We start from the raw sequence: 25814 nt of genomic DNA on the forward strand, positions 1-25814 counted from the left end.
CGCCACGGCGGCCGGTGCACAGGGGTTCCGCGGAGGACCACCGGTCAGGATTACGCAAAGCCCGCCCAGGGGGACGCGCCCTGACGAGCTCGTCAGGCGAAGGCACCGGCCACGAGATCGGCGAGGAGGACGCCCGCACGCCCGTCCGGGTCCAGGTCCGGGTCGTAGATGGTGACGTTGATCCCGGCGCAGCGCGGTGAGCGCACCAGCACGGCGAGGAGTTCGGCCAGTTCGTCGGGGACGAGGCCGCCGGGGTCGGGGCTGTCCACGGCCGGCATGACGGACGGGTCCAGCACGTCGGCGTCCAGGTGCACCCAGAACCCGGCGGTGTCCGGCGGGTGCAGCCCGTCCAGCGCCGCCCGCGCCACCGGTCCCGCGCCGCGTCGGCGGATCTCCCCGACGGTGGCGACGGAGATCCCGGCCGCGTGGAGCTCGGGGAGGTCCGGGTCGCCGTCGCGGAGCCCGAAGAGGCGCACGTCCTCGTCGCGCAGGTACGGCGAGAGCCCTTCCAGGTCCGACAGGTCGGCCTGGCCGCGCCCGGTGGACAGGGCGAGCTCCTCGCCGCCGGCCGCGCCCACGGGCCCGTTCACGGCCACGTTGCCGGGGTGGCGGAAGTCGGCGGAGCCGTCGATGGCGGCCAGGCCGTAGCGCCCGAGCCGCCGCATCGCGAGGGCCGCGCCGAGCTGGATGGAGCAGTCGCCGCCGAGCACGACGGGAAACTCCCCCGCCCGCAGATGCCGTTCGATCCGGTCGGCGAGGGTGACGGTGTACGCGGCGAGGGCCTCGGCGTGGAACACGCCGTCGCCCTCGCGCCAGTCGCCGCGGTCGTAGCGCGGCGGCACCACCACCCCGCCCTCGCGGGCACCGAGCCGGGCCGGCAGTCCCTGTTCGCGCAGGGCCCCGGCGAGCTTGTAGACACCCGGGACGGCGCCGGGCGCGGGCGGGCGCAGGCCGAGGTTGGAGGGGGCGTCGAGGAGCACGAGGGTTCGCATGCCCTCATCCTGTGCGATGCGGGCCCTCGGGGGCCGGCATTTCCACGGTGACGGCCCACCGCTCGTGGTCGCGCCAGGCCCCGTCGACGTACAGGAAGTCCGGGGAGAGCCCTTCCAGCCGGAAACCGGCGCCGCGCACGAGGGCGATGGAGGCGGTGTTGCCGGGCTGGATGTTGGCCTCCAGCCGGTGCAGCCCGAGGCCGCCGTCCGTCGCGGGGGCGAAGGCGTGCGCGCGGACGAGACCGAGGGCCTCGCGGAACAGCCCCCGCCCCGCGGCGTGCGCGAAGGCCCCGTAGCCCAGGGCCCCGCACCGGAAGGCCCCGTGGACGATGTTGTTGACGTTGACGAACCCGGCGATGGCCCCGGTCCCCCGCTCGCAGACCAGGAACCCGACGCGCCCCTCGCCCTCGGTCAGCCGGGCCGCGTAGGGCTCGTACTCCTCGATGGTGGCGGGCGGCGACAGCCAGGGGTGGTGGAGGTCCCGGCTCTCGTGCACACGTGCGGTGAACTCGGGACCGTCGGCGGGCCGAAAGGGCCGCAGACCCACGCGGTCACCCTCCCGGAGATAGCTCGAAAAGATCATTCCCCCAGCCTACGAACCCCCGGGCATCCGGCCCGGTCCGCCGCGTCACCGGTCCCCGTAGTCCTCCACCAGATCCACGATCAGCGCACTCATGGCCCGAGGTGGTGACGAGGCCGGGGAGGCGCAGCGGCCGGTCTCGGGGTCGTAGTACCGGCCGGGGAACGTGTGGCAGCATCAGCCGCGTGATCACGGACGGGACGAGAACGACACTGCTCCGCAGGGCCGCGCTGAACAACGCCGCGTGGTGCGATGCGGTCTGCCGGGCGCACGGGCTGTCGCCGCGGTACGACGGCGAGCAGCTCTGGTTCAGCGCGCGGCGGACTCCGCCGATGTATCCCGATGCCGTGACCCTGGAGCCGGCCGTGCCGGCGGGGAGCGTGGTCCGGGGCGTCGACGCCGTCTCCCCCGGCTGCTCGGTGAAGGACAGCTTCGCCGACCTGGACCTGGCCGGGGCGGGCTTCGAGGTGCTGTTCGAGGCGCAGTGGATCCATCGGCCGGCCGGGGCGCCGCTCCCCGAGCCGGAGGCGACCGGGCCGGAGTGGTCCGAGGTCTCGGGCGCCGAGGAGCTGGCGGCCTGGGAGGCCGCCTTCGGCGGCGGGGAAAGCGTCGACGGCGACGGGCCGTTCCGGCCCGCCCTGCTCGGCGAGGGGATCGTCTTCCTGGCCGGTCGCGCCGGCGGCCGGATCGTCGCCGGGGCCGTCGCGAGCACCGGCGGGGGCGTGGTCGGCGTGTCCAACCTGTTCGGGGCCGCCTGGGCGGGTGTCCTCGGTGCGGTCCGCGCCCGGTGGCCGGAGCTGGACGTGGTCGGCTACGAGCACGGGGAGGACCTCGAGGCGGCGGTCCGGGCCGGCTTCACCCCCATCGGTCCGCTGCGGGTATGGCTTTTGCGGACTGCGGACTGATCAACTTCGAGTGAGGCCGGCGCCGAGACCGGACACCCCCGTGGTGGTCGCCGAAGTGGTAGCCGCGCCGGCCGGTTTCCTCGTCATCACCCGCGCAACGCACACCCCGCAGGCACGGTGGCCTGCCCCCTAGTTGTTCAGTTCCAGCCGCGGGACGTCGGTGCGGTCGATGCCGAAGACCTGGGCGTACAGCGACAGTTCGGCCTCCAGCGCGCGGATCATCGTGTCGGCCCGGCGGAAGCCGTGGCCCTCGCCCTCGAAGGTCACGTACGCGTGCGGCACCGGCACCGGCCGGCCCCGCAGTGCCGCGAGCAGCCGCTCCGCCTGGGCAGGCGGGCAGACCGGGTCCTCCAGCCCCTGGAGCAGGACGAACGGGGCCGTGATCGCGTCGGCCCGGGCCACCGGGGAACGCTCGCGGTTGAGTACCGCCAGGGTCTGCGGCGGCCCGGCCAGGCTCTCGATGTAGCGGGATTCCAGGTCGTGGGTCTCCTCGGCGAAGCCCAGCAGGTCCAGCACCGGGTAGATGATCGCGGCGCAGGCGTACAGGTCGGTGGCGGCCAGCGAGGCCGCGGCCGTCCAACCACCCGCGCTGCCGCCTCGGATGGCGAGCCGGGCGGGGTCGGCGGTGCCCTCGGCGGCCAGTGCTCGGGCCACCGCCGCGCAGTCCTCCACGTCCACCACGCCCCACTGCTCGCGCAGCCGCTCGCGGTAGGCGCGGCCGTACCCGGTGGAACCGCCGTAGTTCACCTCGACCACGCCGATGCCGCGCGAGGTGAAGTACGCGATGTGCAGGTCGAGTACGGGCGGCACGTGGTCGGTGGGGCCGCCGTGCGCCCAGACCACGTACGGGGGCAGTTCGTCGGCGGCGGCCCGGACGGCCGGGTGGTGCGGCGGGTAGACGTGCGCGTGGATCTGGCGGTTGTCGGGGCCGAGGAAGGTGCGGCTCTGCGGCTCCGGGTAGTAGGCCGGGTCAACCGGGTCCGGGCGCCGGTCGCCGACCGCCCGGGCGTGCCCGGTGGCGGTGTCCAGCTCGACCACCTCGTACGCGCTGCGCGGGCTGGCGGCGACCCCGTAGACCCGGGTGCCGTGCACGGCCAGGGTGGGCTGCCAGGCGGTCCACGGTCCGGCGGCGTCCACCAGGTCGCCGCTCTCCGGGTCGAGGATGCCGAGCACCGGCGCGCCCTGCCCGTGCAGGACGGCGACGAGGCCGACCCCCGAGCCCGCGGCGTGCGGGGTGTCGCCGGGCAGCGGTGCGAGCCAGCGCAGCCCCGGTTTCCACAGCGGGCCGCCGAACTCCTCCTCCCGCGGGCAGAGGTTCACCGCCCAACCGGTCCGCGGGTCCACGCCGTACGGGTTCCACCAGCCGCCGCGGTCGCTGACCGCGAGGAGGGTCCCCTCGGCCGTCCATTCGACCTGGGCGACGGCCTCGTCGGGGCCGCCGAGCACGGTCCGGGCATCGGCCAGCCGCCCGTCCTCGGTGACCTCGGCGACCCGGAGCTCGGTACCGTCCCAAGGCATCCGGGGGTGGTCCCACGCCAGCCAGGCGGCGTGCCGGCCGTCCGGGGAGAGCCGGGGACCGGTGATGAAGCGGTACCGGTCGTCCGTCAGCTCCCGCACCGCGCCGCGCGCCCGCGCCGCCGAGCCGTCCAGCGGTACGGCGGCCGGCACCCGGCGCACATCGGTCGGCGCGGGCCCGGTGAACTCCTCCAGCACGCACCAGACCTCGTCGCCGCGCAGCACCGGGTCGGCCCAGCGCAGGCCGCCGCCGGTCCGGGAGACCGGGGTGAGGGGCCGCGGGGCGGGGCCGCCGGGCGCGTCGGGTTCGTACGCGTACAGCCGCTGGTCGGCGAAGTGGACGAAGACCAGCAGGGGCCCGCCGGCGGGCCGTTCGGCGCCGGCCCAGGGCAGGCCGCCGTACTCGGTGACGCGGCTGCGCACGTTCCACGGGGCGGGCAGTTCGGTGATCTCGGGGCCGGTGGCGGTGATCCGGCGGCGGACCAGGGTGCGGCGGCCGGCCTCCTGCGGCCGGGGTTCGGTCCACCACACCTCGGGGCCGACCGTGCCGAGGTACTCGGGCCTGCCGTCGAGGGAGGCGGCGAGCCCCGCGTCGATGGGCGAGGGCCAGCTGCCGTAGGGCCGGGTCGTCGCCGCCATCACCGGGCCCCGCTCACAGGGTCCGCAGCGCGTGATCGAGGACGCGCACGCCGAAGTGCAGGGCCTCGACGGGGACCCGCTCGTCCACGCCGTGGAACAGGGCCCAGTAGTCGAAGCCGGGCGGCAGCTTGAGCGGGGAGAAGCCGTAGCCGGTGATGCCGAGGCGGGAGAACTGCTTGGCGTCGGTGCCGCCCGCCATGCAGAAGGGCACCACGTGCCCGGCCGGGTCGAACCGCTCGACCGACTCGCGCAGGATCCCGTACGTCCGCCCGTCCACCGGGGCCTGGAGGGCGACCTCCCGGTGGTGGAACTCCCAGCGCACGTCGCGGCCGGTGAGGGCGTCGAGGGTGGCGGCGAACTCGGCCTCGCCGCCGGGCACCGTCCGGCCGTCGACGTAGGCGGTGGCGTGCTCGGGGATCACGTTGAGCTTGTAACCGGCGCTGAGCATGGTCGGGTTGGCACTGTTGCGGACGGTCGCCCGCACCAGGGCGCCGGCCGGGCCGAGCCGGTCGAGGAGCTCGTCGAGGTCGAGGTCCGGGCGGCGCGGGTCCACCGACAGGCCCTGCAGCGCGGCGAGTTCGGTGATGCAGGCGGTGACGGTGTCGGTGAGCCGGACCGGCCATTCGTACTCACCGATCCGCGCGACGGCGGCGGCGAGCCGGCTGACGGCGTTGGCCCGGTTGGGCTTCGAGCCGTGCCCGGCGGTGCCGTGCGCGGTCAGCTTCAGCCAGGCGGTACCCCGCTCCCCCGCCGCGATCGGGTAGAGGGCGCGGCCGCCGGGGCCGGTGTGCACGGTGAAGGCGCCGGACTCGCTGATCCCCTCGGTACAGCCCTCGAAGAGGTGCGGGTGCCGGTCGGCGAGGAAGCCGGAGCCGTCGACCGCGCTGTCCTCCTCGTCGGCGGTGTAGGCGATCACGATGTCCCGGCGCGGCTTCACTCCCGCGCGCGCCCAGGCCCGTACGACGGCCAGCACCATCGCGTCCATGTTCTTCATGTCGACGGCGCCGCGCCCCCAGACCACGCCGTCCCGGATCTCGCCGGAGAAGGGGTCGACGCTCCAGTCGGCGGCCTCGGCCGGGACCACGTCGAGGTGGCCGTGGACGAGGAGGGCCTCGGCCGAGGGGTCGGTGCCCTCGATCCGGGCGACCACGTTGGTGCGGCCCGGGGTGCGCTCCAGCAGGAGCGGTTCCAGACCGGCGGCGGCGAGCCGCTCGGCGACGTACTCGGCGGCGGGGCGCTCGCGGCAGTCGCCGCCGCCCCGGTTGGTGGTGTCGATCCTGATGAGACCCGAGGTGAACTCGACGGCCTCGTCGAGAGCCCTGCCGTCCACCGCGTCCACCGTGTCCACCACGGTCATCGCGTCCGCCCGGTCCGCCACGGTCACCGCGTCCAACCGGTCCGCCGCGTCGACGGCACCGGCAAGGCCCTCGGCGTTGATTGCGCACATGTCAGCCATACTGCTCCTCCACGGCCGCCGAGACGACCGTCGTGACCGCTTTGAAGGCCCGGATCCCCTCGTACATCGTGCCGGTGCTGTACGCGACCTTCCGCTCCCCGCTCCGCTCCACGCCCGGGACCACCGTCGCGGCCATCGCAAGGTGCGCGGCGTCGAACTCCAGCTCCACGGTGAAGGGGCCGCCCCGGACCGGATCGTGGCGTACGGCGAGGGCGGTGGCCTCCTTGGCGGCGGCCCGGATGTCGGCGGCGGTACGGGCCGGGGTCCGGCACACGGCGGCGTAGCGCGAGACGTGGTCCTTGACGGCGACGGTCGCGGCGCCCGGGGCGTATCCGGCGGCGTCGACGCAGGTGAGGTCGTCGCCGGTGACCAGGACGACGGGAACCCCGTACTCGGCCACGACGTGGGCGTTGAGCAGCCCCTCGCTGGCGCGCGTCCCGTTGAGCCAGACCCCGGTGATGGAGTTGGCGAGGTAGGTGTGGGCGAGGACCCCCTCGGAGCCGGCTCCGGTGTGGTAGCCGACGAAGGCGACACCGTCGACGTCGCCGTGCTGGACGCCCTCGACCATGGAGAGGGTCTTGTGGCGGCCGGTGAGCATCTCGGCGCGGGCGTCGAGCTTCTCCAGCAGCAGGTTGCGCATGGTCCAGTGCGCCTCGTTGATGACGACCTGGTCGGCCCCGCCGTCGTAGAAGCCGAGTACGGCGGCGTTGACGTCGGAGGTGAACAGCGCGCGGCAGCGTTCCCACTGCGGGGTTCCGGGCAGCACGTCCGCGGGCCAGGTGACGCCGGTGGCGCCTTCCATGTCGGCGGAGATGAGGATCTTCATCGGGCCCCCGGGCGGTCGGTTGCGCTCAGGAGCCCACCCTAGCCGCCGAGGGCCCCGGTGGCCGTGGGGCTCGCGCCCCGGCGCGGCGCGCCGCCCGCCGGGCAGCCGGGTTCACCCGATCCGGTGAGGCCGCTTCCCCGGCCTCACCGTCAACGCCGTTGCTCAGCGCTCCACTTCGGTGGCCAGGTTCTCCAGCAGGGTGTCGTAGATCCGGCCGAGGCCCTTGGGTGCGAAGGTGCGCTCGAAGAAGCCGCCGATGCCGCCGGCACCGTTCCACACGGTGGTGACCACGGCCTTGGACTTGCCCTCACCGGCGGGGGTGACCACCCAGGTGGTGACCATGGAGGAGTTGCGGTCCTTCTCCACCAGCTGGCCGTCGGTGGGCTCGGTGACCTCCAGCAGGCAGTCGCGTACGCGCTTGCTGGTGGCCTGGAGCTTCCAGTGCACCAGGGTGCCCTCGCCGTCGCCGCCCTCGCGCACCTCGTACTCGCTGAAGTGCTCGGGCAGCAGCTTCCCGCGGGTCCCGGTGTAGTCCGCCAGCGCGTCGAACACGGTCTCCGCGTCGGCCGCGATGATCCGCTCCGTGGTGGCCTCGACCTGCGCCATAGCTGTTCCTCCAGCAGTTGTGTCCGCTCGTCAGGCCGAAGCCAACCACCTCCGGGCCGGGCGCCCAAATCCGGCCCCGGCGGCCACCGGGCGCGGGGGCACCGCCCGGTGACGTCCGGGCCGTCGCGGGCGGGCACCGCTTCCGGGCGGCCGTCACGCTCCTGGACAGGGCACGCTCCCGGAACCCGTCGGCGCGCCGCGCATCACGCCCGGCACGGGATTCCCCGCACGATCATGGGAACGTTTGTTCTATTCTCCGGGTGAACCATCGAGGAGGCACCATGCGCTGGGAGAATCTGACCGAGGGCTCCGGCGGCCCCGCCGCGCTCTTCGGGGCCGACGCCGTCGTGACCCGCACCGTCGACACCCCCGAGTTCCGGGGGATCACCTTCCACGAAGTACGCGCGCGGTCGATCGTCAACCGGGTGCCCGGCGCCTCGCGCATGCCGTTCGAATGGACCGTGAACCCGTACCGCGGATGCAGTCACGCCTGCGTGTACTGCTTCGCCCGCAAGACCCACAGCTATCTCGACCTCGACACCGGCATCGGCTTCGACTCGCAGATCGTCGTCAAGACGAACGCCCCCGAGTTGCTGCGCCGCGAGCTCGGCTCGCCCCGCTGGTCCGGCGCGCACATCGCGATGGGCACCAACGTCGACTGCTACCAGCGCGCCGAGGGCCGCTACCGGCTGATGCCGGGGATCATCGAGGCGCTGCGCGACCACGCCAACCCCTTCTCGATCCTCACCAAGGGCACGCTGATCCTGCGCGACCTCCCCCTCCTGCGGGAGGCGGCGGGCGTCACCGAGGTCGGCATCTCGGTCTCCGTCGGCTTCACCGACCCCGGGCTCTGGCGGACCGTCGAGCCGGGCACCCCCTCCCCCGCCGCCCGGCTGGCCGCCGTACGCGCCCTCACCGACGCCGGGATCGAGTGCGGGGTGCTGATGGCGCCGGTGATCCCCTTCCTCGGGGACTCCCCCGAGCAGCTGCGGGCGACCGTGCGCGCCGTGGCCGAGTCCGGCGCGACCTCCGTGACACCCCTGGTACTCCATCTGCGGCCCGGGGCCCGCGAGTGGTTCACGGCCTGGCTGGGCGCCCACCACCCCCACCTGGTCCCCCGGTACGAGCGGATGTACGAGGGCGGTTCGTACGCGCCCACCTGGTACCAGCGCCGGATCACCCGCCAAGTCCACGAACTGGCGGCCGAATTCGGCATCGGCCCGGCCCGCCGGGGCGCGGCCCGCAGGATCGTCACCCCGGAGCGCCCGGACGACCCCGCGCCCGCCGGGGCCACCCAGCTCAGCCTCCTGTGACGTCCGGCGAGGCCTGAACGGTCATCACATCGGGCCAATCCGCAGCGCAATACCGCCTTCCGGGCGCGGTTTCCGGGACGATTCCGCCCAGAACCCTCGGCTGGGAGGCCCCATGCTCCACCCCTTGAAGAAGCGCGCCGCTGTCCTGCTGTCGATCTCCACCGTCGCCGCCGCCTGCGCCGCCGCCCTCGCGAGCCCGGTCACGGCCGCGCCCGCCGCCGCGGCCGATCCGGCCGCCTCGGCACCGGCACAGGCGGCGCTGCGCTGGACCGGCTGCACGACCCCGCGGTACCCCACGCTGCAGTGCGCGTCCCTCAAGGTGCCCCTCGACCACGCACGCCCCGGCGGCCGGCAGATCACCCTCGCCCTGACCCGGGTCCCCCACACCGGCCCCACCTCCCAGGGCCCGCTGCTGGTCAACCCCGGCGGCCCGGGCGGCAGCGGCCGCAGCCTCGCCGGGTACATCGCCTCCGCCCTCCCCAAGGAGGTGGCCGCCCAGTACGACGTGATCGGCTTCGACCCCCGGGGCGTGGGCAGGAGCGAGCCGACCCTGGACTGCGCGGCCGGCCACTTCAAGCCCGTACGGCCGGACTCGGTGCCCCTGGACGAGGCGACCGAGCGGGCCAACCTGGACCGGGTGCGGTCCTTCGCCGAGTCCTGCGGGTCCAGGCACGCGGACGTGCTGCCGTACATCGACACCGTCTCGGCCGCCCGGGACATCGAGGCGCTGCGCGGCGCCCTCGGCGCGGAGCGGATCAGCTACTTCGGCTACTCCTACGGCACCTACCTGGGCGCGGTGTACGCCAAGCTGCACCCGGGCCGGGTGCACCGGCTCGTTCTGGACTCCGTGGTCGATCCGGGCGGGGTCTGGTACGAGGACAACCTCGCCCAGGACCTCGCCTTCGACGCCCGCCACAAGGCCTTCCTGGCCTGGGTGGCCCAGTACGACGCCACGTACCGGCTCGGGGCCGACCCGGCGGCGGTCGAGCGGCGCTGGTACGCGATGCGGGACGCGCTGCGCAAGACCCCGGCGGGCGGCAAGGTCGGTGCGGCGGAGCTGGAGGACACCTTCATGCCGGGCGGCTACTTCAACGGCTACTGGCCGAACCTCGCGGAGGCCTTCGCGGCGTACGCCGTGGGCAAGGACCCGAAGCCGCTGGTGGCCGCCTACGAGCGGTTCGGCGCGGTGGAGCCCTCGGCGGGCAACGGCTACAGCGTCTACACGGCGGTGCAGTGCCGGGACTCGGCCTGGCCGAAGGACTGGAACCAGTGGCGCGCGGACATGTGGCGCACCCACGCCAAGGCGCCCTTCATGACCTGGAACAACGCCTGGTACAACGCGCCATGCGCGTTCTGGCCGACGGAGGCGCTGCGGGCGCCGGACGTGACCAACGCGGACCTCCCGCCGGCCCTGCTGCTCCAGGCGACGGAGGACGCGGCGACCCCGTTCGAGGGGGCGCTCAGCATGCGGGAGAAGCTGTCGGGCTCGGCCCTGGTGGTCGAGGAGGGCGGCGGCAACCACGGCATCGCCCTGAGCGGCAACAAGTGCCTGGACGAGAAGGTGGCGGCCTACCTGACGACGGGCGCGGCCTCGGACGCCACCTGCCCCGCCCAGCCGGCTCCGAAGCCGGCCACGGCGACCCGTGCCGTGCCTCCGTCGGCGGGCGGCGCGGCCCTGCACGGCATGCTCGGCTTCCGCGGCTGACCCCGGCGCGACCGGGCCCGGCACGGCTGCCGGCCCGGCCGGGCCCTGCCGCGACGGGCCCGGCCGCGGCCGCCCGGGCCCGTCGGGTGATCCCGTACGGGCCCTCAGCCCAGTGCGCGCAGCGCAGCCGTCGCCGCCACCGCGAGCCGGGGGTGGGACTGGGCGCGGGTGAGGAGTTCGCGTGCGCGCGGGTCGGCGAGGGCGCCGAGCCCCTCGACGCAGGCCAGGGCCACCCGCCAGTACGGGTCGTGCGGGGACAGCAGCCGGCCCAGCGTGGCCATCAGGGCCGGTACGGACTCGGGGGCGCGCAGCGCGGTGAGCAGCCGCACGGGCTGCAGGGCGTAGGCCGTGCGCAGGCCGTTGGTGGCGAGGGCTGCCGCCGCGCGGGCGGTGCGCGGGTCGTCCAGGACGGCGAGCGCCTCGGCGGCGGCCGAGCAGCGGGCCGGGTCGCGGTGGTTGAGGAGCAGTACGAGTGCCTCGAAGGCGCGGCGGTCCCCGGCGAGGCCCAGCCGGTACGCGGCCAGCTCGCGGGCCCACAACGGCAGTCCGGCCGAGGTCAGGGAAGCGGCCAGGGCGTCGGGGGCGGCCGTGAGCAGCACCTCGTACTCGGGTGACGGTCCCGCCTCCGCCCGCAGGCGCTCCAGCACGTCGTTCACCCGGCCACCCTAGGGGGACACAGCGGTCGCCGCGCCGGGTTTCGGGACATCGGCGACAGCTGGTTGATCGATGATCGATGATCGGTACATTTCGGCGGTACAGGTCACATCTCCCAGCTCTGGCGGACCAGTTACCGGCGAGTTACTGTCGTTGCAACACGTACGAGGGCGGCCTGGTGACGCAGCCGCCTCGTGCCGGTCGGTTCGTTCTTCACGGTGAGACCCCGGGACAGGGTTCCGCCGTTCTCGCTCCGGGGAGCTGCTCCCCGCGAGCTCCCCTTCCCGGGCTCCCTCACCACGGGCCCTTTCACCGCACGGCTCTTCCGTACGGCATCCGCGCGCGCCGTGCGCCGCGCGCCCCTCAGTCGTCACCCTCTTCCACTGGAGTCCCTCGATGGACCGTCAGTCCAGTCAGCCCACCCTCCAGACCATCGCCGTCGTCGGCCTCGGCACGATGGGCACCGGCATCGCCGAGGTCCTCGCCCGGGCCGGTCGCGAGGTCATCGGCATCGACATCAGCGAGGCCGCCGCCCACCGGGCCGCTACCTCCCTCGCCGCGGCCACCGCGCGCTCCGTGGCCCGGGAGCGGCTCACCGAGCAGGAGCGGGCGGACGTGCTCGCCCGCTTCCGTACGTTCACGGACCTGGGCGCGGCCGCCGAGGCCGATCTCGTCATCGAGGTCGTGCCCGAGTCGTACGAGATCAAGCAGCAGGTGTTCCGCGAGCTCGACGCGGTCGTGCGGCCCGACACCATCCTGGCCACCGGCACCAACGCCCTGTCGGTGACGCGGCTGGCCGCCGAGTCCCTGCGTCCCGAGCGCGTGGTCGGCCTGCACTTCTTCGCCCCGGTCCCGGCCATGAAGCTGGTCGAGATCGTCTCCTGCGTCCTCACCGCCCCGCCGGCCGTCGAGGCGGTCACCGAACTGGCCCGCGCGCTCGGCAAGGAGCCCGTCGCGGTCGGCGACCGGCCCGGCTTCGTCGCCGACGGCCTGCTCTTCGGCTACCTCAACCAGGCCGCCGCCATGTACGAGGCCCGGTACGCCTCCCGCGAGGACATCGACGCGGCGATGCGGCTCGGCTGCGGCCTGCCCATGGGCCCGCTCGCGCTGCTCGACCTGATCGGCGTGGACACCGCCCGTACCGTCCTGGAGGCCATGTACACCTCCTCCGGCGACCGGCTGCACGCCCCGGCCCCGATCCTGGGCCAGCTCGCCGAGGCGGGCCTGACCGGGCAGAAGTCCGGCCGCGGCTTCTACACGTACGAGGCACCGGGCAGCTCGGTGATCGTCCGCGACCTCCAGACCCCGCTGGACGGGTCTCTGGTGGGCGGCGGGCGTCCCGTCAGCTCGGTCGGCGTGGCCGGCTCGGGGACCATGGCGAGCGGGATCGCCCAGGTCTTCGCGCAGGCCGGTTACAGCGTGGTGCTCGCCGCCCGCAGCCAGGAGAAGGCCGAGGCCGCGAAGGCCGCGATCGGGAAGTCCTTGGGCCGTGCGGTGTCCAAGGGCCGCCTGACCGAGGAGGGCGCCGCGCAGACCCTGGACCGGATCACCCCGGCCGGTTCGCTGGACGCCTTCGCCGAGGTGGACCTGGCCGTGGAGGCCGTCGCCGAGGACCTCGCGGTCAAGCAGGAGCTGTTCGCGACCCTGGACAAGGTCTGCAAGCCGGGTGCGGTGCTGGCCACCACCACCTCCTCGCTGCCGGTGATCGCGGTCGCCCGTGCGACCTCGCGTCCGCAGGACGTGATCGGCATGCACTTCTTCAACCCGGCCCCGGCGATGAAGCTGGTCGAGGTGGTCCGGACGGTCCTGACGGCCGACGACGTGCACGCCACGGTCCGCGAGATCTGCGTCAAGGTGCGCAAGCACCCGGTGGACTGCGGCGACCGGGCGGGCTTCATCGTGAACGCGCTGCTGTTCCCGTACCTCAACAACGCGATCAAGATGGTCGAGGAGCACTACGCCGACATCGACCGGATCGACGCGGCGATGAAGCTGGGCGGCGGCTACCCGATGGGGCCGTTCGAGCTCCTGGACGTGGTCGGCCTCGATGTCTCGCTGGCCATCGAGAAGGTCCTGCACAAGGAGTTCCGCGACCCGGGCCTGGCCCCGTCCCCGCTGCTGGAGCACCTGGTGGCGGCGGGCTGCCTGGGCCGGAAGACCGGCCGCGGTTTCCGTGAGTACGCCGCCCGCCGGTAATCGGTCGGGCCACGAGCCGGATGCGTGGGGAGGGCTGCTCGGGCCCGCCGGACCCTCACGGCGGGCCAACCCTCACGAGCCCAGTGCGGGCCCTCCCCCGCATCCACCCCTCTCCCACCCCCCGCAGGCGCGCTCCCCTGCACGAATGAAGTACTTTCGCTCTATGTCCCAGCCCGCCAAGACCTCGCCCCGCGCCGCCACGGCCTCCGACGCCCCGGAAAGCACGGCCGGCACCAAGGCGGCCGCGCAGCGGCTCAAGATGCGCCGCGAGCTCGCCGCCGCGGCCATGGAGCTCTTCGCGACCAAGGGGTACGAGGCGACGACGGTCGACGAGATCGCTGCGACCGCCGGAGTGGCGCGCCGGACCTTCTTCCGGCACTTCCGGTCCAAGGAAGAGGCGATCTTCCCGGACCACGACGACACCCTGACCCGCGCCGAGGCCGTCCTGGACGTGGCCCCGGCGCACGAGCACCCGCTCGACACGGTGTGCCGCGGGATCAAGGAAGTCATGAAGATGTACGCGGCCTCGCCGGCGGTGTCGGTGGAGCGCTACCGGCTGACCCGCGAGGTGCCGGCGCTGCGGGAGCGGGAGATCGCCTCGGTGGCCCGGTACGAGCGGCTGTTCACGCGCTACCTGCTGGCCCACTTCGACGAGCAGGACCACCACGACGGCAACGACGACCCCCTGCTGGCCGAGGTGGCCGCCTCCGCGGTGGTCACGGCCCACAACCACGTACTGCGGCGCTGGCTGCGCGCGGGCGGTCAGGGGGACGTGGAGGCCCAGCTGGACCACGCCTTCTCGATCGTCCGGAAGACCTTCGGTTCGGGCATCGGCGCGGGCCGCACCCTGAGCACCGCCCCGGCCGCGCCGGCGGCCGTCCGCACGCAGGGCGAGGTGCTGGTGGCGGTGGCGCGTACCGACGCCCCGCTGGACGAGGTCATGCGGACCATCGAAGAGGCGCTGCGCGCCAAGTAGGAGTCACTCTCGTCACAGCGGCCGCTCCCTTTCCGGGGGCGGCCGCTTTCGTATGTCCGGCTTGCCCCTACTCGCGGGTAACTCTGATCGATCATCGCTCATCGGTGCAGGTCAATCGGCAAATGAGAGAAAGTTTTGGCACGCGGTGCCTTGCCGGGTGACACGGGGTGCCATACGTTGAAGACGTCCGGATGTCCCCGCGACCCACGCCCACACGGCACGGAACGCGCCCCGGATTGCCTGCGTCACCAGGCACGCGCACGCCTCACCACGGGTGTTCGCCCAGCACCACCGCACCAGCCGGACCGACGGCACACCACACCTGCACCACGCACCCCCGTTTACCTCAGCGCACCCTCATCAGCGCTAGCCGGAGGCTCTACCGTGAAGGACATCCTGGACGCGATTCAGTCGCAGTCCGCCACCGCCGCAGACATCGCGGCCCTGCCGCTGCCCGACTCGTACCGCGCGATCACCGTGCACAAGGACGAGGCGGAAATGTTCGCGGGGCTGACGACACGCGAGAAGGACCCGCGCAAGTCCCTCCACCTGGACAACGTCCCGGTGCCGGAGCTGGGCCCGGGCGAGGCCCTGGTCGCCGTCATGGCCTCCTCGGTCAACTACAACTCCGTGTGGACCTCGATCTTCGAGCCCGTGTCCACCTTCAGCTTCCTGGAGCGCTACGGGCGCCTGTCGGAGCTCACCAAGCGCCACGACCTGCCGTACCACATCATCGGCTCCGACCTCGCGGGCGTCGTGCTGCGCACGGGCCCCGGCGTCAACGCCTGGAAGCCGGGCGACGAGGTCGTCGCCCACTGCCTCTCGGTCGAGCTGGAGTCCTCGGACGGCCACAACGACACGATGCTCGACCCCGAGCAGCGCATCTGGGGCTTCGAGACCAACTTCGGCGGCCTGGCGGAGATCGCCCTCGTCAAGTCCAACCAGCTGATGCCCAAGCCCGACCACCTCAGCTGGGAGGAGGCCGCCTCCCCCGGCCTGGTCAACTCCACCGCCTACCGCCAGCTGGTCTCCCGCAACGGCGCCGGCATGAAGCAGGGCGACAACGTCCTGATCTGGGGCGCCAGCGGCGGCCTCGGCTCGTACGCGACCCAGTTCGCGCTCGCCGGCGGCGCCAACCCGATCTGCGTGGTCTCCAGCCCCGAGAAGGCCGAGATCTGCCGGGCCATGGGCGCCGAGGCAGTCATCGACCGCAACGCCGAGGGCTACAAGTTCTGGAAGGACGAGCACACCCAGGACCCGAAGGAGTGGAAGCGCTTCGGCAAGCGCATCCGCGAGCTGACCGGCGGCGAGGACGTGGACATCGTCTTCGAGCACCCGGGCCGCGAGACCTTCGGCGCGAGCGTCTACGTCACCCGCAAGGGCGGCACGATCGTCACCTGCGCCTCGACCTCGGGCTACAACCACGAGTACGACAACCGCTACCTGTGGATGTCCCTCAAGAGGATCGTCGGCTCGCACTTCGCGAACTACCGCGAGGCCTGGGAGGCGAACCGCCTGGTCGCCAAGGGCAAGATCCACCCCACCCTGTCGAAGGTCTACTCCCTGGAGGACACCGGACAGGCCGCCTACGACGTCCACCGCAACCTCCACCAGGGCAAGGTCGGCGTGCTCGCGCTGGCCCCCGAGGAGGGCCTGGGCGTGCGCGACCACGAACTGCGCGCGACGCACCTCGACGCGATCAACCGCTTCCGTAACGTCTGAGTCCGTTCAAAGGCCTAAGGGACAGCCTGAGATGACAGAGCGCCAGAAGGACCGTCCGTGGCTCATGCGGACGTACGCCGGCCACTCCACGGCCGAGGCGTCCAACGAGCTGTACCGCCGCAACCTCGCCAAGGGCCAGACGGGTCTGTCGGTCGCCTTCGACCTGCCGACCCAGACCGGATACGACCCCGACCACATCCTCGCCCGCGGCGAGGTGGGCCGGGTCGGGGTCCCGGTCTCCCATCTGGGCGACATGCGGCGGCTGTTCCAGGACATACCCCTGGAGCAGATGAACACCTCGATGACGATCAACGCCACCGCCATGTGGCTGCTGGCGCTCTACCAGGTGGCCGCCGAGGAGCAGGGTGCGGACATCACCCAGCTCCAGGGCACCACCCAGAACGACATCGTCAAGGAGTACCTCTCGCGCGGGACGCACGTCTTCCCGCCGGGGCCGTCCCTGCGGCTGACGACGGACATGATCGCGTACACGGTCAACCACATCCCCAAGTGGAACCCGATCAACATCTGCTCGTACCACCTCCAGGAGGCCGGGGCCACCCCGGTCCAGGAGATCTCGTACGCGATGTCCACGGCGATCGCGGTCCTCGACTCGGTGCGCGACTCGGGCCAGGTGCCCGAGGAGCGCTTCGGCGAGGTCGTCGCCCGGATCTCCTTCTTCGTGAACGCGGGCGTCCGCTTCATCGAGGAGATGTGCAAGATGCGCGCCTTCGGCCGTATCTGGGACAAGGTCACCCAGGAGCGTTACGGCATCGAGAACGCGAAGCAGCGTCGCTTCCGTTACGGCGTCCAGGTCAACTCCCTGGGTCTGACCGAGGCGCAGCCCGAGAACAACGTCCAGCGCATCGTGCTGGAGATGCTCGCGGTCACCCTCTCCAAGGACGCCCGCGCCCGCGCCGTGCAGCTGCCCGCCTGGAACGAGGCGCTGGGCCTGCCCCGGCCCTGGGACCAGCAGTGGTCGCTGCGCATCCAGCAGGTCCTGGCGCACGAGAGCGACCTGCTGGAGTACGAGGACATCTTCGCCGGATCCCACGTCATCGAGGCCAAAGTCGACTCCCTGGTCGCCGACTGCCTGGCCGAGATCGACCGGATCCAGGAGATGGGCGGCGCCATGGCGGCCGTCGAGTCCGGGTACCTCAAGGGCGAGCTGGTCTCCTCGCACGCCGAACGGCGGGCGCGGATCGAAGCCGGCGAGGACAAGATCGTCGGAGTCAACTGCTACCAGCAGACCGAGGAGAACCCGCTCACGGCCGACCTGGACGGCGCCATCATGACGGTCGACAGCGCCGTCGAGGCACTGACCGTGGAGCGCATCGGCCGCTGGCGCGCCGAGCGCCAGGAGTCCTCGGACCGCCAGGGGAACGGCGACCCGTTCGTCTTCCCCACCACTCAGCAGGCGCTGGAGCGCCTCAAGGAGGCCGCGGCGGGCACCGAGAACCTGATGGAGGCCACGCTGGAGTGCGCCCGGGCCGGTGTCACCACCGGCGAGTGGGCCGGCGCCCTGCGCGAGGTGTTCGGCGAGTTCCGCGCCCCGACCGGGGTCTCCTCGGCCCCGGTGGCCGTCACCGCCGAGCCCGGTACGCCGATGCACGAGGTCCGCGAGAAGGTGACCCGTACCGCCGACGAGCTCGGCTCGGGCCGACTGCGCCTGCTCGTCGGCAAGCCCGGCCTGGACGGGCACTCCAACGGCGCCGAGCAGATCGCCGTCCGGGCCCGCGACGCCGGGTTCGAGGTGGTCTACCAGGGCATCAGGCTGACCCCGGAGGAGATCTCCGCGGCGGCGCTGGCCGAGGACGTGCACTGCGTGGGACTGTCCATCCTGTCCGGCTCGCACAGCGCTCTGGTCCCGGACGTCCTGGAACGCCTGCGGCTGGCGGGGGCGGGTGACATCCCCGTCATCGTCGGAGGCATCATTCCGAATGCTGACGCCGTGGCGCTCAAGGAAGCGGGTGTCGCCGCCGTCTTCACGCCGAAGGACTTCGGCATCACGGAGATCATCGGCCGTATCGTCGACGAGATCCGCAAGGCCAACAAGCTCGCCCCCCTCGACATCGACAACGCACTCGTTGCAAGCACGGAGGTCCCCGCATGACCACGCCCGCCCACCCGTCGCCCGCCGCCGCCCTGCCCGGCCTCCGCTCCGCGTCGGACACCCCTGGTCCTGTGGTGAACCGCCTTCGCCCGCGTCGCTCCTGCCTCGCGGTGCCCGGCTCGAACCCGCGGTTCCTGGAGAAGGCCCAGGGCCTGCCGGCCGACCAGGTCTTCCTGGACCTGGAGGACGCCTGCGCGCCGCTCGCCAAGGAAGGCGCCCGCCACACCATCGTGGACGCGCTGAACAACGGCGACTGGACCGGCAAGACCCGCGTCGTGCGCGTCAACGACTGGACCACCCACTGGACCTACCGTGACGTCGTCACGGTGGTCGAGGGCGCCGGCCAGAACCTCGACTGCATCATGCTGCCGAAGGTCCAGGACGCCCAGCAGGTCGTGGCGCTGGACCTGCTGCTGACCCAGATCGAGAAGACCATGGGCTTCGAGGTCGGCAAGATCGGCATCGAGGCGCAGATCGAGAACGCCAAGGGTCTGGTGAACGTCGACGAGATCGCCGCCGCCTCGCCCCGGCTGGAGACCATCATCTTCGGCCCGGCCGACTTCATGGCCTCGATCAACATGAAGTCCCTGGTCGTGGGCATGCAGCCGCCCGGCTACCCGGCGGACGCGTACCACTACATCCTGATGCGGATCCTGATGGCGGCCCGCATGCACAACCTCCAGGCGATCGACGGCCCCTTCCTCCAGATCCGCGACGTGGACGCCTACCGCGAGGTGGCCGGCCGGGCCGCCGCGCTGGGCTTCGACGGCAAGTGGGTCCTGCACCCCGGCCAGGTCGACGCGGCCAACGAGGTCTTCTCCCCGTCGCAGGAGGACTACGACCACGCCGAGCTGATCCTCGACGCGTACGACTGGTGCACCTCGGAGGCCGGCGGCAAGAAGGGCTCCGCGATGCTCGGCGACGAGATGATCGACGAGGCCAGCCGCAAGATGGCCCTGGTCATCGCGGGCAAGGGCCGCGCCGCGGGCATGGAGCGCACCACCAAGTTCGAGATCCCGGAGGCCTGATCCCGATGCAGTTCGGACGCACGTACGAAGAGTTCGAGATCGGGGCGGTCTACAAGCACTGGCCCGGAAAAACGGTCACCGAGTACGACGACCACCTCTTCTGTCTGCTGACCATGAATCACCACCCGCTCCACATGGACAGCAATTACGCCGAGAACACCACCGACTTCGGCAAGAACGTGGTCGTGGGCAACTACATCTACTCGCTGCTGCTCGGCATGTCCGTGCCGGACGTCTCCGGGAAGGCCATCGCCAACCTGGAGATCGAGTCCCTGCGGCACGTGGCGCCGACCTTCCACGGCGACACCATCTACGGCGAGACCACGGTCCTCGACAAGACCCCGTCGAAGTCGAAGAACGACCGCGGGATCGTCTACGTGGAGACCAAGGGCTACAAGCAGGACGGCACCCTCGTCTGCGTCTTCCGGCGCAAGGTGATGGTCCCGACCGAGACGTACATCAAGGAGCGCGGCGGCGAGCAGCCCGGCCGCCCCACGCTGAAGGAACAGGGGAAGTAGCCATGGCCCGACTCGCCCAGACCGCCGGGCTGACCGACGTCCAGCGGGAGATCCTCAAGACCGTCCGCGAGTTCGTCGACAAGGAGATCATCCCGGTCGCGACCGAGCTGGAGCACCGCGACGAGTACCCGCAGCAGATCGTCGACGGCCTCAAGGAGCTCGGCCTCTTCGGCCTGATGATCCCGGAGGAGTACGGCGGCCTGGGTGAGTCGCTCCTCACCTACGCCCTGTGCGTGGAGGAGATCGCCCGCGGCTGGATGTCCGTTTCGGGCATCATCAACACCCACTTCATCGTGGCGTACATGCTCAAGCAGCACGGCACGCAGGAGCAGAAGGACCACTTCCTTCCGCGCATGGCCCTGGGCGAGGTGCGCGGCGCGTTCTCGATGTCCGAGCCGGCGCTGGGCTCCGACGTGTCGGCCATCTCGTCCAAGGCGGTGAAGGACGGCGACGAGTACGTCCTGAACGGCCAGAAGATGTGGCTGACGAACGGCGGCAGCTCCACCCTGGTGGCCGTTCTGGTGCGAAGTGACGAAGGACACCCCGAGGGCACCGCGCCCCACAAGTCGATGACGACCTTCCTCGTGGAGAAGGAGCCGGGCTTCGGTGAGGTGCGTCCCGGCCTGACCATCCCCGGCAAGATCGACAAGATGGGCTACAAGGGCGTCGACACGACCGAGCTCATCATGGACGGACTGCGCATTCCGGCCAATCGGGTCCTCGGCGGCCAGACCGGCCGAGGGTTTTACCAAATGATGGACGGGGTCGAGGTCGGCCGCGTGAACGTGGCGGCGCGTGGCTGCGGTGTCGCTCAGCGTGCTTTCGAACTGGGTGTCTCGTATGCCCAGCAACGTCACACTTTCGGCAAGCCGATCGCCGAACACCAGGCGATTCAGTTCAAGCTGGCCGAGATGGCTACCAAGGTCGAAGCCGCCCATGCGATGATGGTCAATGCAGCACGCAAAAAGGACTCCGGGGAACGAAACGACCTCGAAGCAGGGATGGCGAAGTACCTCGCCTCCGAGTACTGCAAGGAGGTCGTCGAGGACGCCTTCCGTATTCACGGTGGATACGGGTTCTCGAAGGAGTACGAGATCGAGCGTCTCTACCGGGAGGCCCCGATGCTGCTGATCGGCGAAGGTACCGCCGAGATCCAGAAAATGATCATCGGGCGACGCCTGCTCGAGGAGTACCGGCTGCAGGGCTGAAAGTCCCTTTTACAGCGAATCGTCCATAGGTTCGTTGCGAAAGGATCACTGGCAGTAACTGGCTGACGGTCATCGACTCGGCTTCTGGCTTGCCCAGTTGTTGCGTGCAACCGATAGCATTCCAGTAAAGCCGCCGTCCCGTCCCCCTGTTTGCGGCGCGGCAATCACCCGCTACGAAGGTCATCCATGCCCCACAGCCAAACCTCTGCACCTCGCGACAGCCTCCTTGGCGTACGCCTCGCGCGCGGAGCATCGCCGTGGCTTCTGCCGACCGTCGCCACCGCGGCGCTCAGCCTCACCCGGGCCCGCAAGTCCGGACGCTGGGCCGCGGCGGCCGTGCCCGCCACCGCGCTCGCCGCGGGCATGCTGTGGTTCTTCCGCGACCCCGAGCGTGAGATCGCTCAGGGCCGTGTCATCTCGCCCGCCGACGGTGTGGTGCAGAGCATCATGCCGTGGAAGGACGGACGGACCCGGGTCGCGATCTTCATGAGCCCGCTGAACGTCCACGTCAACCGCGCGCCCCTCGCGGGCACGGTGACGTCCGTGGAGCACATCCCCGGCGGATTCGTCCCGGCGTTCAACAAGGAGAGCGAGAACAACGAGCGCGTTGTCTGGCACTTCGACACCGAACTCGGTGACATCGAGATGGTGCAGATCGCCGGCGCCGTCGCCCGTCGCATCGTCCCGTACCTGCCGGCCGGCACCAAGGTGGAGCAGGGCGAACGCATCGGTCTGATCCGCTTCGGCTCCCGCGTCGACATCTACCTCCCCGAGGGCGTCGAGGTCGCGGTCGAGGTCGGTCAGGCCACCACCGCGGGGGTGACACGAATTGACCGTGACTGACCCTGAGACTCCGGCCGCAGGCTGGGTTCCCGAACCTGCCGAGGAGGAGTCCGCCGAGGACGACATGCCGCTCTCGTTGCGGCTGTCGATAGCGGACACCCTCACCCTCGGTAACGCGACCTGCGGATTCATGGCGGTGTACTTCACCACCACCGGAATCCTCATTCCGCACCTCACCGGCAGTGGCGAATCGGGCATGGCCCGTAACAGCGCCGCGACGGCGGTGATACTGATGCTGCTCGCCGCGGTCTTCGACCTCTTCGACGGCATCGTGGCCCGCAAGCTGCGCAGCTCTCCGATGGGCGCCGAGCTCGACAACCTGTCGGACCTGATCAGCTTCGGCCTCGCTCCGGCCTACTTCGTGCTCGTCTACGGCATGGTCGCCGTCGACGCGCACCAGAAGATGTCGGCGCTGGCCGCGATCGTCGTGCTGCTCGCGGTGGTGCTCAGACTCGCGAGATTCAGCTGCGTGACGATGAAGGACGGCATGTTCCAGGGCATGCCGAGCCCCTTCGGTGCGCTGACGGTCGTCTCGATCGTGCTGCTGGAGCTGCCGTTCGTCCCGACGCTGCTGGCGATCATCGGGGTGGCCTGGCTGATGGTGAGCCGGGTCGAGTACCCCAAGCCGCGGGGCGTTCTCGCGGTGGCGATGCTGTGCTGGATCATCGGCGCGATGGGGCTGCTGGCGGCCTGGGCGTTCGACGCCCCCGGCGGCCAGCTGCTGCTCCAGGCGGGCTGTGCCCTGCAGATCGCGATGGCGGCGACCATTCCGCTGTTCGCGACGACCCGCAAGGCCAACACCTTCCGGCACAACCGCCGTGAGGCCCGCGCCGCGACGCTGCGCTAGCTGTACCCGAGAGGGCCCCGGATGCCAGTGGCATCCGGGGCCCTCTGCCGTTTCCTGGGGCGGGGCCGGGGTGGGGTGGTCGGGGGGCCGGGGGCGGGGAGTGTCCGGGGTAGGCATGATTTATGGCCCCCGGGCGGAGTACCGCAGGACTCGGTGGTGAGGGCCACAAATCACGTTTTACACCCCGAACACTCCCCGCCCCACCGCCGCCCCCTCCCGCACTCCCCGTCCCCGAGCCTGGTGGTGGGGGTAGGGGCGGGGGTCCCGCGGCTCCCGGCCCCCGTACTGGTTCCCGAGCCTGGTGGCGGAGCGGGGGCCCGCGCTTCCCAGCCCCGTACCGGACCCCAGCGCGGCAGTGGGGCGGGGGTCCTGTGGCTTCCGGGCCTCCGTACCGGACCCAGCACGGTGACGGTAAGGGTCCCGGGGCCCCGAGGGCGGGGGCGGGGCCGGTGGTGGGGCGGGGGTCGTCCGGGGTGTAAAACGTGATTTGTGGCCCGAACCGCCGGGCACTTTCGTGTTCCGCCGAGGGGCCATAAATCATGCCTACCCCGGACGGCCCCCGCCCCACCGCCGGACCCGGCCCCGCCCGACCCCCGGCCGGCCCGAGGCCCGACCCCCGACCCGCCCCCGGCCGAGGGCTAGGCTTGATGTCGGAAAACCGCCAGCCGTCGCGGGCCGCGCCCCGGATCCTGGAGCCATGCACACCGACACCGAGCGCTGCGTAAGGGCCGTGCAGTCGAAGGACGCCCGCTTCGACGGCTGGTTCTTCACCGCCGTCCTGACCACCCGGATCTACTGCCGGCCGAGCTGCCCCGCGGTGCCGCCCAAGGTCGAGAACATGACCTTCCTGCCCAGCGCCGCCGCCTGCCAGCAGGCCGGATTCCGGGCCTGCAAGCGGTGCCGGCCCGATACGAGTCCCGGTTCGCCCGAGTGGAACGCCCGCGCCGACGCCGTCGCGCGGGCGATGCGGCTGATCCGGGACGGGGTCGTGGACCGGGAGGGCGTGCCGGGCCTGGCCGGCCGGCTCGGCTACTCCACCCGCCAGGTGGAGCGGCAGCTGAACGCCGAGCTCGGGGCCGGTCCCCTCGCCCTGGCCCGGGCCCAGCGCGCCCAGACCGCCCGGCTCCTCATCGAGACCTCCGAGCTCCCGATGGGCGACGTGGCCTTCGCCGCCGGGTTCTCCTCCATCCGGACCTTCAACGACACCGTCCGCGAGGTCTTCGCCCTCGCCCCGAGCGAGCTGCGGGCGCGCGCCGTCAAGGCCGGCCGCAGCAGGAACGCCCCGCCCCGGATCCCCGGGACGATCAGCCTGCGACTGCCGTTCCGGGCGCCGCTGAACCCCGACAACCTCTTCGGGCACCTGGCCGCGACCGCCGTACCCGGCGTCGAGGAGTGGCGGGACGGGGCCTACCGCCGCACGCTGCGCCTGCCGTACGGCACCGGCGTGGTGGCTCTGACCCCCCAGCCCGACCACATCGGCTGCCGACTGGCCCTGACCGACCTGCGCGACCTCACCATCGCCATCAGCCGCTGCCGCTGGATGCTCGACCTGGACGCCGACCCCGAGGCCGTCGACGAGCAGCTGCGCTCCGATCCGCTGCTGGCCCCGCTCGTGGACAAGGCCCCCGGGCGCCGGGTGCCCCGTACCGTCGACGCGGCGGAGTTCGCCGTACGGGCGGTGCTGGGCCAGCAGGTCTCCACCGCGGCGGCGCGCACGCACGCGGCCCGGCTGGTCACCGCGTACGGCGAGCGCGTCGAGGACCCGCTGGGCGGGCTGACCCACCTCTTCCCCTCCCCGCAGGCGCTCGCCGGGCTGGACCCGGAGTCGCTGGCCCTGCCGCGCAGCCGGCGCGCCACCCTCACCACGCTGGTCTCCGCGCTCGCCGACGGTTCGCTGCCGCTGGGCTTCGACAGCGACTGGGAGGCGGCGCGGGCGCAGCTCGCGGCGCTGCCCGGCTTCGGCCCATGGACCACCGAGGTGATCGCGATGCGGGCGCTCGGCGACCCGGACGCGTTCCTGCCGTCCGATCTGGGGGTCCGGCGGGCGGCGCAGGGGCTCGGGCTGCCGTCCACCCCGTCGGCGCTGACCGCCCGGGCGGCGGGCTGGCGGCCCTGGCGTGCGTACGCCGTCCAGTACCTGTGGGCCACGGACGCCCACCCCATCAACCACCTGCCCGTCTGAGGAGCACCAGCGATGCGATCCACCACGAACGTGAACACCGCCAAGCGGCACACCGTCGTCGACAGCCCCTACGGCCCTCTGACGCTGGTCGCCACGGACGGGGTCCTCAGCGGCCTGTACATGACCGGGCAGCGGCACCGGCCCGCCGAGGAGTCCTTCGGGGAGCGGGTGGCCGTCGAGGAGGCGCCCTTCCCCGAGGTGGTACGCCAGTTGGCCGCGTACTTCGCCGGCGAGCGCACCGACTTCGACCTTCCGCTGCGCCTGGAGGGCACCGACTTCCAGCGCAGCGTCTGGGACCAGCTGGTGCGGATCCCGTACGGCGAGACGTGGTCCTACGGGGAGCTCGCGGCCAGGCTGGGCAAGCCCAACGCCTCGCGCGCGGTGGGCCTGGCCAACGGGAAGAACCCGGTCGGCATCATCGTCCCCTGCCACCGGGTGATCGGCGCGTCGGGCGGGATGACGGGCTACGGCGGCGGGGTCGACCGCAAGGTGCGGCTGCTCGCGTTCGAGGCCGGGGGGCCGGGCTGATCGCTCCGCGTGCGGACCTCATGAAGCGGTTGTATCAATGAGATACCGCTACATGATCGGAGTCAGGCATGGACGACTATCCGCTTCTCAACATCTTCTGGACGATGCTGTACCTGTTCCTGTGGATCATGTGGTTCTTCCTGCTCTTCAAGGTCATCACGGATATCTTCCGTGACCACACCCTCAGCGGCTGGGGGAAGGCGGGATGGCTGATCTTCGTGCTCCTGGTGCCCTTCCTGGGCGTGTTCGTCTACCTCATCGCCAGGGGTCGGAGCATGGGCGAGCGGGACCTCCAGCAGGCCCAGCAGAACGAAGCCGCCTTCAAGGACTACGTCCAGAAGACGGCCGGCTCCGGCGGCAGCGCGGACGAGCTGCACAAGCTCTCGGCGCTCAAGGACAAGGGCGACATCACGCAGGAGGAGTTCGACCGCGCCAAGGCCAAGCTGCTGGCCTGAGCCGGCG

The 25814-nt window shown here is 71.9% G+C and carries 22 protein-coding genes; 15 read left to right on the forward strand and 7 right to left on the reverse strand.

All coding sequences use genetic code 11. The features are described from left to right. Nucleotides 1–92: 92 nt before the first annotated feature. Both OG373_RS08690 and OG373_RS08695 read right to left on the reverse strand, forming a co-directional pair. Nucleotides 93–992 (reverse strand): arginase family protein, encoded by a 900-nt coding sequence (locus tag OG373_RS08690; RefSeq protein ID WP_405437213.1) that lies wholly within the window; start codon nucleotides 990–992, stop codon nucleotides 93–95. Between the two features lie 4 nt (nucleotides 993–996). Then, a complete protein-coding gene (locus OG373_RS08695) occupies nucleotides 997–1575 on the reverse strand; it encodes a GNAT family N-acetyltransferase (RefSeq protein WP_405437215.1) in 579 nt (192 codons plus the stop codon). 182 nt (nucleotides 1576–1757) lie between these two features. Here OG373_RS08695 and OG373_RS08700 point away from each other — a divergent pair, with 182 nt between their 5' ends. Then, nucleotides 1758–2477 (forward strand): hypothetical protein, encoded by a 720-nt coding sequence (locus tag OG373_RS08700; protein WP_405437216.1) that lies wholly within the window; start codon nucleotides 1758–1760, stop codon nucleotides 2475–2477. A 129-nt stretch (nucleotides 2478–2606) separates the two neighbouring features. On the opposite strand, the gene OG373_RS08705 is transcribed toward OG373_RS08700, so the two are convergent. The 4 genes from OG373_RS08705 to OG373_RS08720 form a co-directional block, all read right to left on the reverse strand. After that, nucleotides 2607–4631, reverse strand: coding sequence for a prolyl oligopeptidase family serine peptidase (locus OG373_RS08705; protein WP_405437218.1), 2025 nt, complete (start codon nucleotides 4629–4631; stop codon nucleotides 2607–2609). A 13-nt stretch (nucleotides 4632–4644) separates the two neighbouring features. After that, nucleotides 4645–5988 (reverse strand): M20/M25/M40 family metallo-hydrolase, encoded by a 1344-nt coding sequence (locus OG373_RS08710; protein WP_405443993.1) that lies wholly within the window; start codon nucleotides 5986–5988, stop codon nucleotides 4645–4647. 91 nt (nucleotides 5989–6079) lie between these two features. Further along, a complete protein-coding gene (locus OG373_RS08715) occupies nucleotides 6080–6913 on the reverse strand; it encodes a M55 family metallopeptidase (protein ID WP_397733810.1) in 834 nt (277 codons plus the stop codon). Between the two features lie 162 nt (nucleotides 6914–7075). After that, entirely contained in the window at nucleotides 7076–7519 is a 444-nt protein-coding gene (locus OG373_RS08720) for an SRPBCC family protein (protein ID WP_030385281.1), read from the reverse strand. A 281-nt stretch (nucleotides 7520–7800) separates the two neighbouring features. Here OG373_RS08720 and OG373_RS08725 point away from each other — a divergent pair, with 281 nt between their 5' ends. Then, nucleotides 7801–8832: an Rv2578c family radical SAM protein gene (locus OG373_RS08725; protein ID WP_405437220.1), complete on the forward strand. Its 1032-nt coding sequence runs from the start codon at nucleotides 7801–7803 to the stop codon at nucleotides 8830–8832. Nucleotides 8833–8944: 112 nt separating this feature from the next. After that, nucleotides 8945–10537, forward strand: coding sequence for an alpha/beta hydrolase (locus tag OG373_RS08730; protein WP_405437222.1), 1593 nt, complete (start codon nucleotides 8945–8947; stop codon nucleotides 10535–10537). A 104-nt stretch (nucleotides 10538–10641) separates the two neighbouring features. On the opposite strand, the gene OG373_RS08735 is transcribed toward OG373_RS08730, so the two are convergent. Beyond that, a complete protein-coding gene (locus tag OG373_RS08735; protein WP_397733805.1) occupies nucleotides 10642–11193 on the reverse strand; it encodes a HEAT repeat domain-containing protein in 552 nt (183 codons plus the stop codon). Between the two features lie 394 nt (nucleotides 11194–11587). Between OG373_RS08735 and OG373_RS08740 the strand changes: the two genes are divergently transcribed. The 12 genes from OG373_RS08740 (at nucleotide 11588) to OG373_RS08795 (ending at nucleotide 25807) form a co-directional block, all read left to right on the forward strand. After that, nucleotides 11588–13387 carry a 3-hydroxyacyl-CoA dehydrogenase family protein gene (locus OG373_RS08740; RefSeq protein WP_397733803.1) on the forward strand — a complete coding sequence of 600 codons (1800 nt, stop codon included), beginning with the start codon at nucleotides 11588–11590 and terminating at the stop codon, nucleotides 13385–13387. 163 nt (nucleotides 13388–13550) lie between these two features. Then, nucleotides 13551–14363, forward strand: a complete 813-nt coding sequence (locus OG373_RS08745) for a TetR family transcriptional regulator (protein WP_189967955.1) — start codon at nucleotides 13551–13553, stop codon at nucleotides 14361–14363. 384 nt (nucleotides 14364–14747) lie between these two features. Then, nucleotides 14748–16085 carry a crotonyl-CoA carboxylase/reductase gene (ccrA, locus tag OG373_RS08750; RefSeq protein ID WP_397733801.1) on the forward strand — a complete coding sequence of 446 codons (1338 nt, stop codon included), beginning with the start codon at nucleotides 14748–14750 and terminating at the stop codon, nucleotides 16083–16085. A 31-nt stretch (nucleotides 16086–16116) separates the two neighbouring features. Then, a complete protein-coding gene (locus OG373_RS08755; protein WP_398678956.1) occupies nucleotides 16117–18198 on the forward strand; it encodes a protein meaA in 2082 nt (693 codons plus the stop codon). A gap of 74 nt (nucleotides 18199–18272) precedes the next feature. Continuing rightward, complete coding sequence (locus OG373_RS08760) at nucleotides 18273–19226, forward strand: HpcH/HpaI aldolase/citrate lyase family protein (protein WP_405443994.1); 954 nt, start codon at nucleotides 18273–18275, stop codon at nucleotides 19224–19226. A 5-nt stretch (nucleotides 19227–19231) separates the two neighbouring features. Then, entirely contained in the window at nucleotides 19232–19744 is a 513-nt protein-coding gene (locus OG373_RS08765) for a MaoC family dehydratase (RefSeq protein WP_053681718.1), read from the forward strand. Nucleotides 19745–19746: 2 nt separating this feature from the next. After that, complete coding sequence (locus OG373_RS08770) at nucleotides 19747–20952, forward strand: acyl-CoA dehydrogenase family protein (protein WP_189967951.1); 1206 nt, start codon at nucleotides 19747–19749, stop codon at nucleotides 20950–20952. A gap of 186 nt (nucleotides 20953–21138) precedes the next feature. Further along, the gene (locus tag OG373_RS08775; protein WP_030010161.1) at nucleotides 21139–21795 is read left to right on the forward strand and encodes a phosphatidylserine decarboxylase; all 657 of its coding nucleotides are present in this window, start codon (nucleotides 21139–21141) and stop codon (nucleotides 21793–21795) included. Continuing rightward, nucleotides 21782–22642: a CDP-diacylglycerol--serine O-phosphatidyltransferase gene (gene pssA / locus OG373_RS08780; protein WP_397733796.1), complete on the forward strand. Its 861-nt coding sequence runs from the start codon at nucleotides 21782–21784 to the stop codon at nucleotides 22640–22642. Before OG373_RS08775 ends, pssA begins: the two co-directional genes overlap by 14 nt. 697 nt (nucleotides 22643–23339) lie before the next feature. Further along, entirely contained in the window at nucleotides 23340–24824 is a 1485-nt protein-coding gene (locus OG373_RS08785; RefSeq protein ID WP_397733794.1) for an AlkA N-terminal domain-containing protein, read from the forward strand. A 12-nt stretch (nucleotides 24825–24836) separates the two neighbouring features. Further along, nucleotides 24837–25352 (forward strand): methylated-DNA--[protein]-cysteine S-methyltransferase, encoded by a 516-nt coding sequence (locus OG373_RS08790; RefSeq protein ID WP_405437225.1) that lies wholly within the window; start codon nucleotides 24837–24839, stop codon nucleotides 25350–25352. Between the two features lie 68 nt (nucleotides 25353–25420). Next, nucleotides 25421–25807, forward strand: coding sequence for an SHOCT domain-containing protein (locus tag OG373_RS08795; protein ID WP_405437227.1), 387 nt, complete (start codon nucleotides 25421–25423; stop codon nucleotides 25805–25807). Nucleotides 25808–25814: the final 7 nt, after the last annotated feature.

It is taken from the genome of Streptomyces avidinii (assembly GCF_045161815.1).
GTDB lineage: Bacteria > Actinomycetota > Actinomycetes > Streptomycetales > Streptomycetaceae > Streptomyces > Streptomyces avidinii.

What these genes read in the sequence shown, in the direction of transcription:
- OG373_RS08715 (WP_397733810.1), bottom strand. Translation starts at nt 6,913, where the DNA reads ATGAAGATCCTCATCTCCGCCGACATGGAAGGCGCCACCGGCGTCACC.
- OG373_RS08795 (WP_405437227.1), top strand. Translation starts at nt 25,421, where the DNA reads ATGGACGACTATCCGCTTCTCAACATCTTCTGGACGATGCTGTACCTG.
- OG373_RS08725 (WP_405437220.1), top strand. Translation starts at nt 7,801, where the DNA reads ATGCGCTGGGAGAATCTGACCGAGGGCTCCGGCGGCCCCGCCGCGCTC.
- OG373_RS08720 (WP_030385281.1), bottom strand. Translation starts at nt 7,519, where the DNA reads ATGGCGCAGGTCGAGGCCACCACGGAGCGGATCATCGCGGCCGACGCG.
- OG373_RS08710 (WP_405443993.1), bottom strand. Translation starts at nt 5,988, where the DNA reads ATGACCGTGGTGGACACGGTGGACGCGGTGGACGGCAGGGCTCTCGAC.
- OG373_RS08730 (WP_405437222.1), top strand. Translation starts at nt 8,945, where the DNA reads ATGCTCCACCCCTTGAAGAAGCGCGCCGCTGTCCTGCTGTCGATCTCC.
- OG373_RS08770 (WP_189967951.1), top strand. Translation starts at nt 19,747, where the DNA reads ATGGCCCGACTCGCCCAGACCGCCGGGCTGACCGACGTCCAGCGGGAG.
- OG373_RS08755 (WP_398678956.1), top strand. Translation starts at nt 16,117, where the DNA reads ATGACAGAGCGCCAGAAGGACCGTCCGTGGCTCATGCGGACGTACGCC.
- OG373_RS08785 (WP_397733794.1), top strand. Translation starts at nt 23,340, where the DNA reads ATGCACACCGACACCGAGCGCTGCGTAAGGGCCGTGCAGTCGAAGGAC.
- OG373_RS08690 (WP_405437213.1), bottom strand. Translation starts at nt 992, where the DNA reads ATGCGAACCCTCGTGCTCCTCGACGCCCCCTCCAACCTCGGCCTGCGC.
- OG373_RS08745 (WP_189967955.1), top strand. Translation starts at nt 13,551, where the DNA reads ATGTCCCAGCCCGCCAAGACCTCGCCCCGCGCCGCCACGGCCTCCGAC.
- OG373_RS08790 (WP_405437225.1), top strand. Translation starts at nt 24,837, where the DNA reads ATGCGATCCACCACGAACGTGAACACCGCCAAGCGGCACACCGTCGTC.
- OG373_RS08695 (WP_405437215.1), bottom strand. Translation starts at nt 1,575, where the DNA reads ATGATCTTTTCGAGCTATCTCCGGGAGGGTGACCGCGTGGGTCTGCGG.
- OG373_RS08765 (WP_053681718.1), top strand. Translation starts at nt 19,232, where the DNA reads ATGCAGTTCGGACGCACGTACGAAGAGTTCGAGATCGGGGCGGTCTAC.
- OG373_RS08705 (WP_405437218.1), bottom strand. Translation starts at nt 4,631, where the DNA reads ATGGCGGCGACGACCCGGCCCTACGGCAGCTGGCCCTCGCCCATCGAC.
- OG373_RS08775 (WP_030010161.1), top strand. Translation starts at nt 21,139, where the DNA reads ATGCCCCACAGCCAAACCTCTGCACCTCGCGACAGCCTCCTTGGCGTA.
- OG373_RS08740 (WP_397733803.1), top strand. Translation starts at nt 11,588, where the DNA reads ATGGACCGTCAGTCCAGTCAGCCCACCCTCCAGACCATCGCCGTCGTC.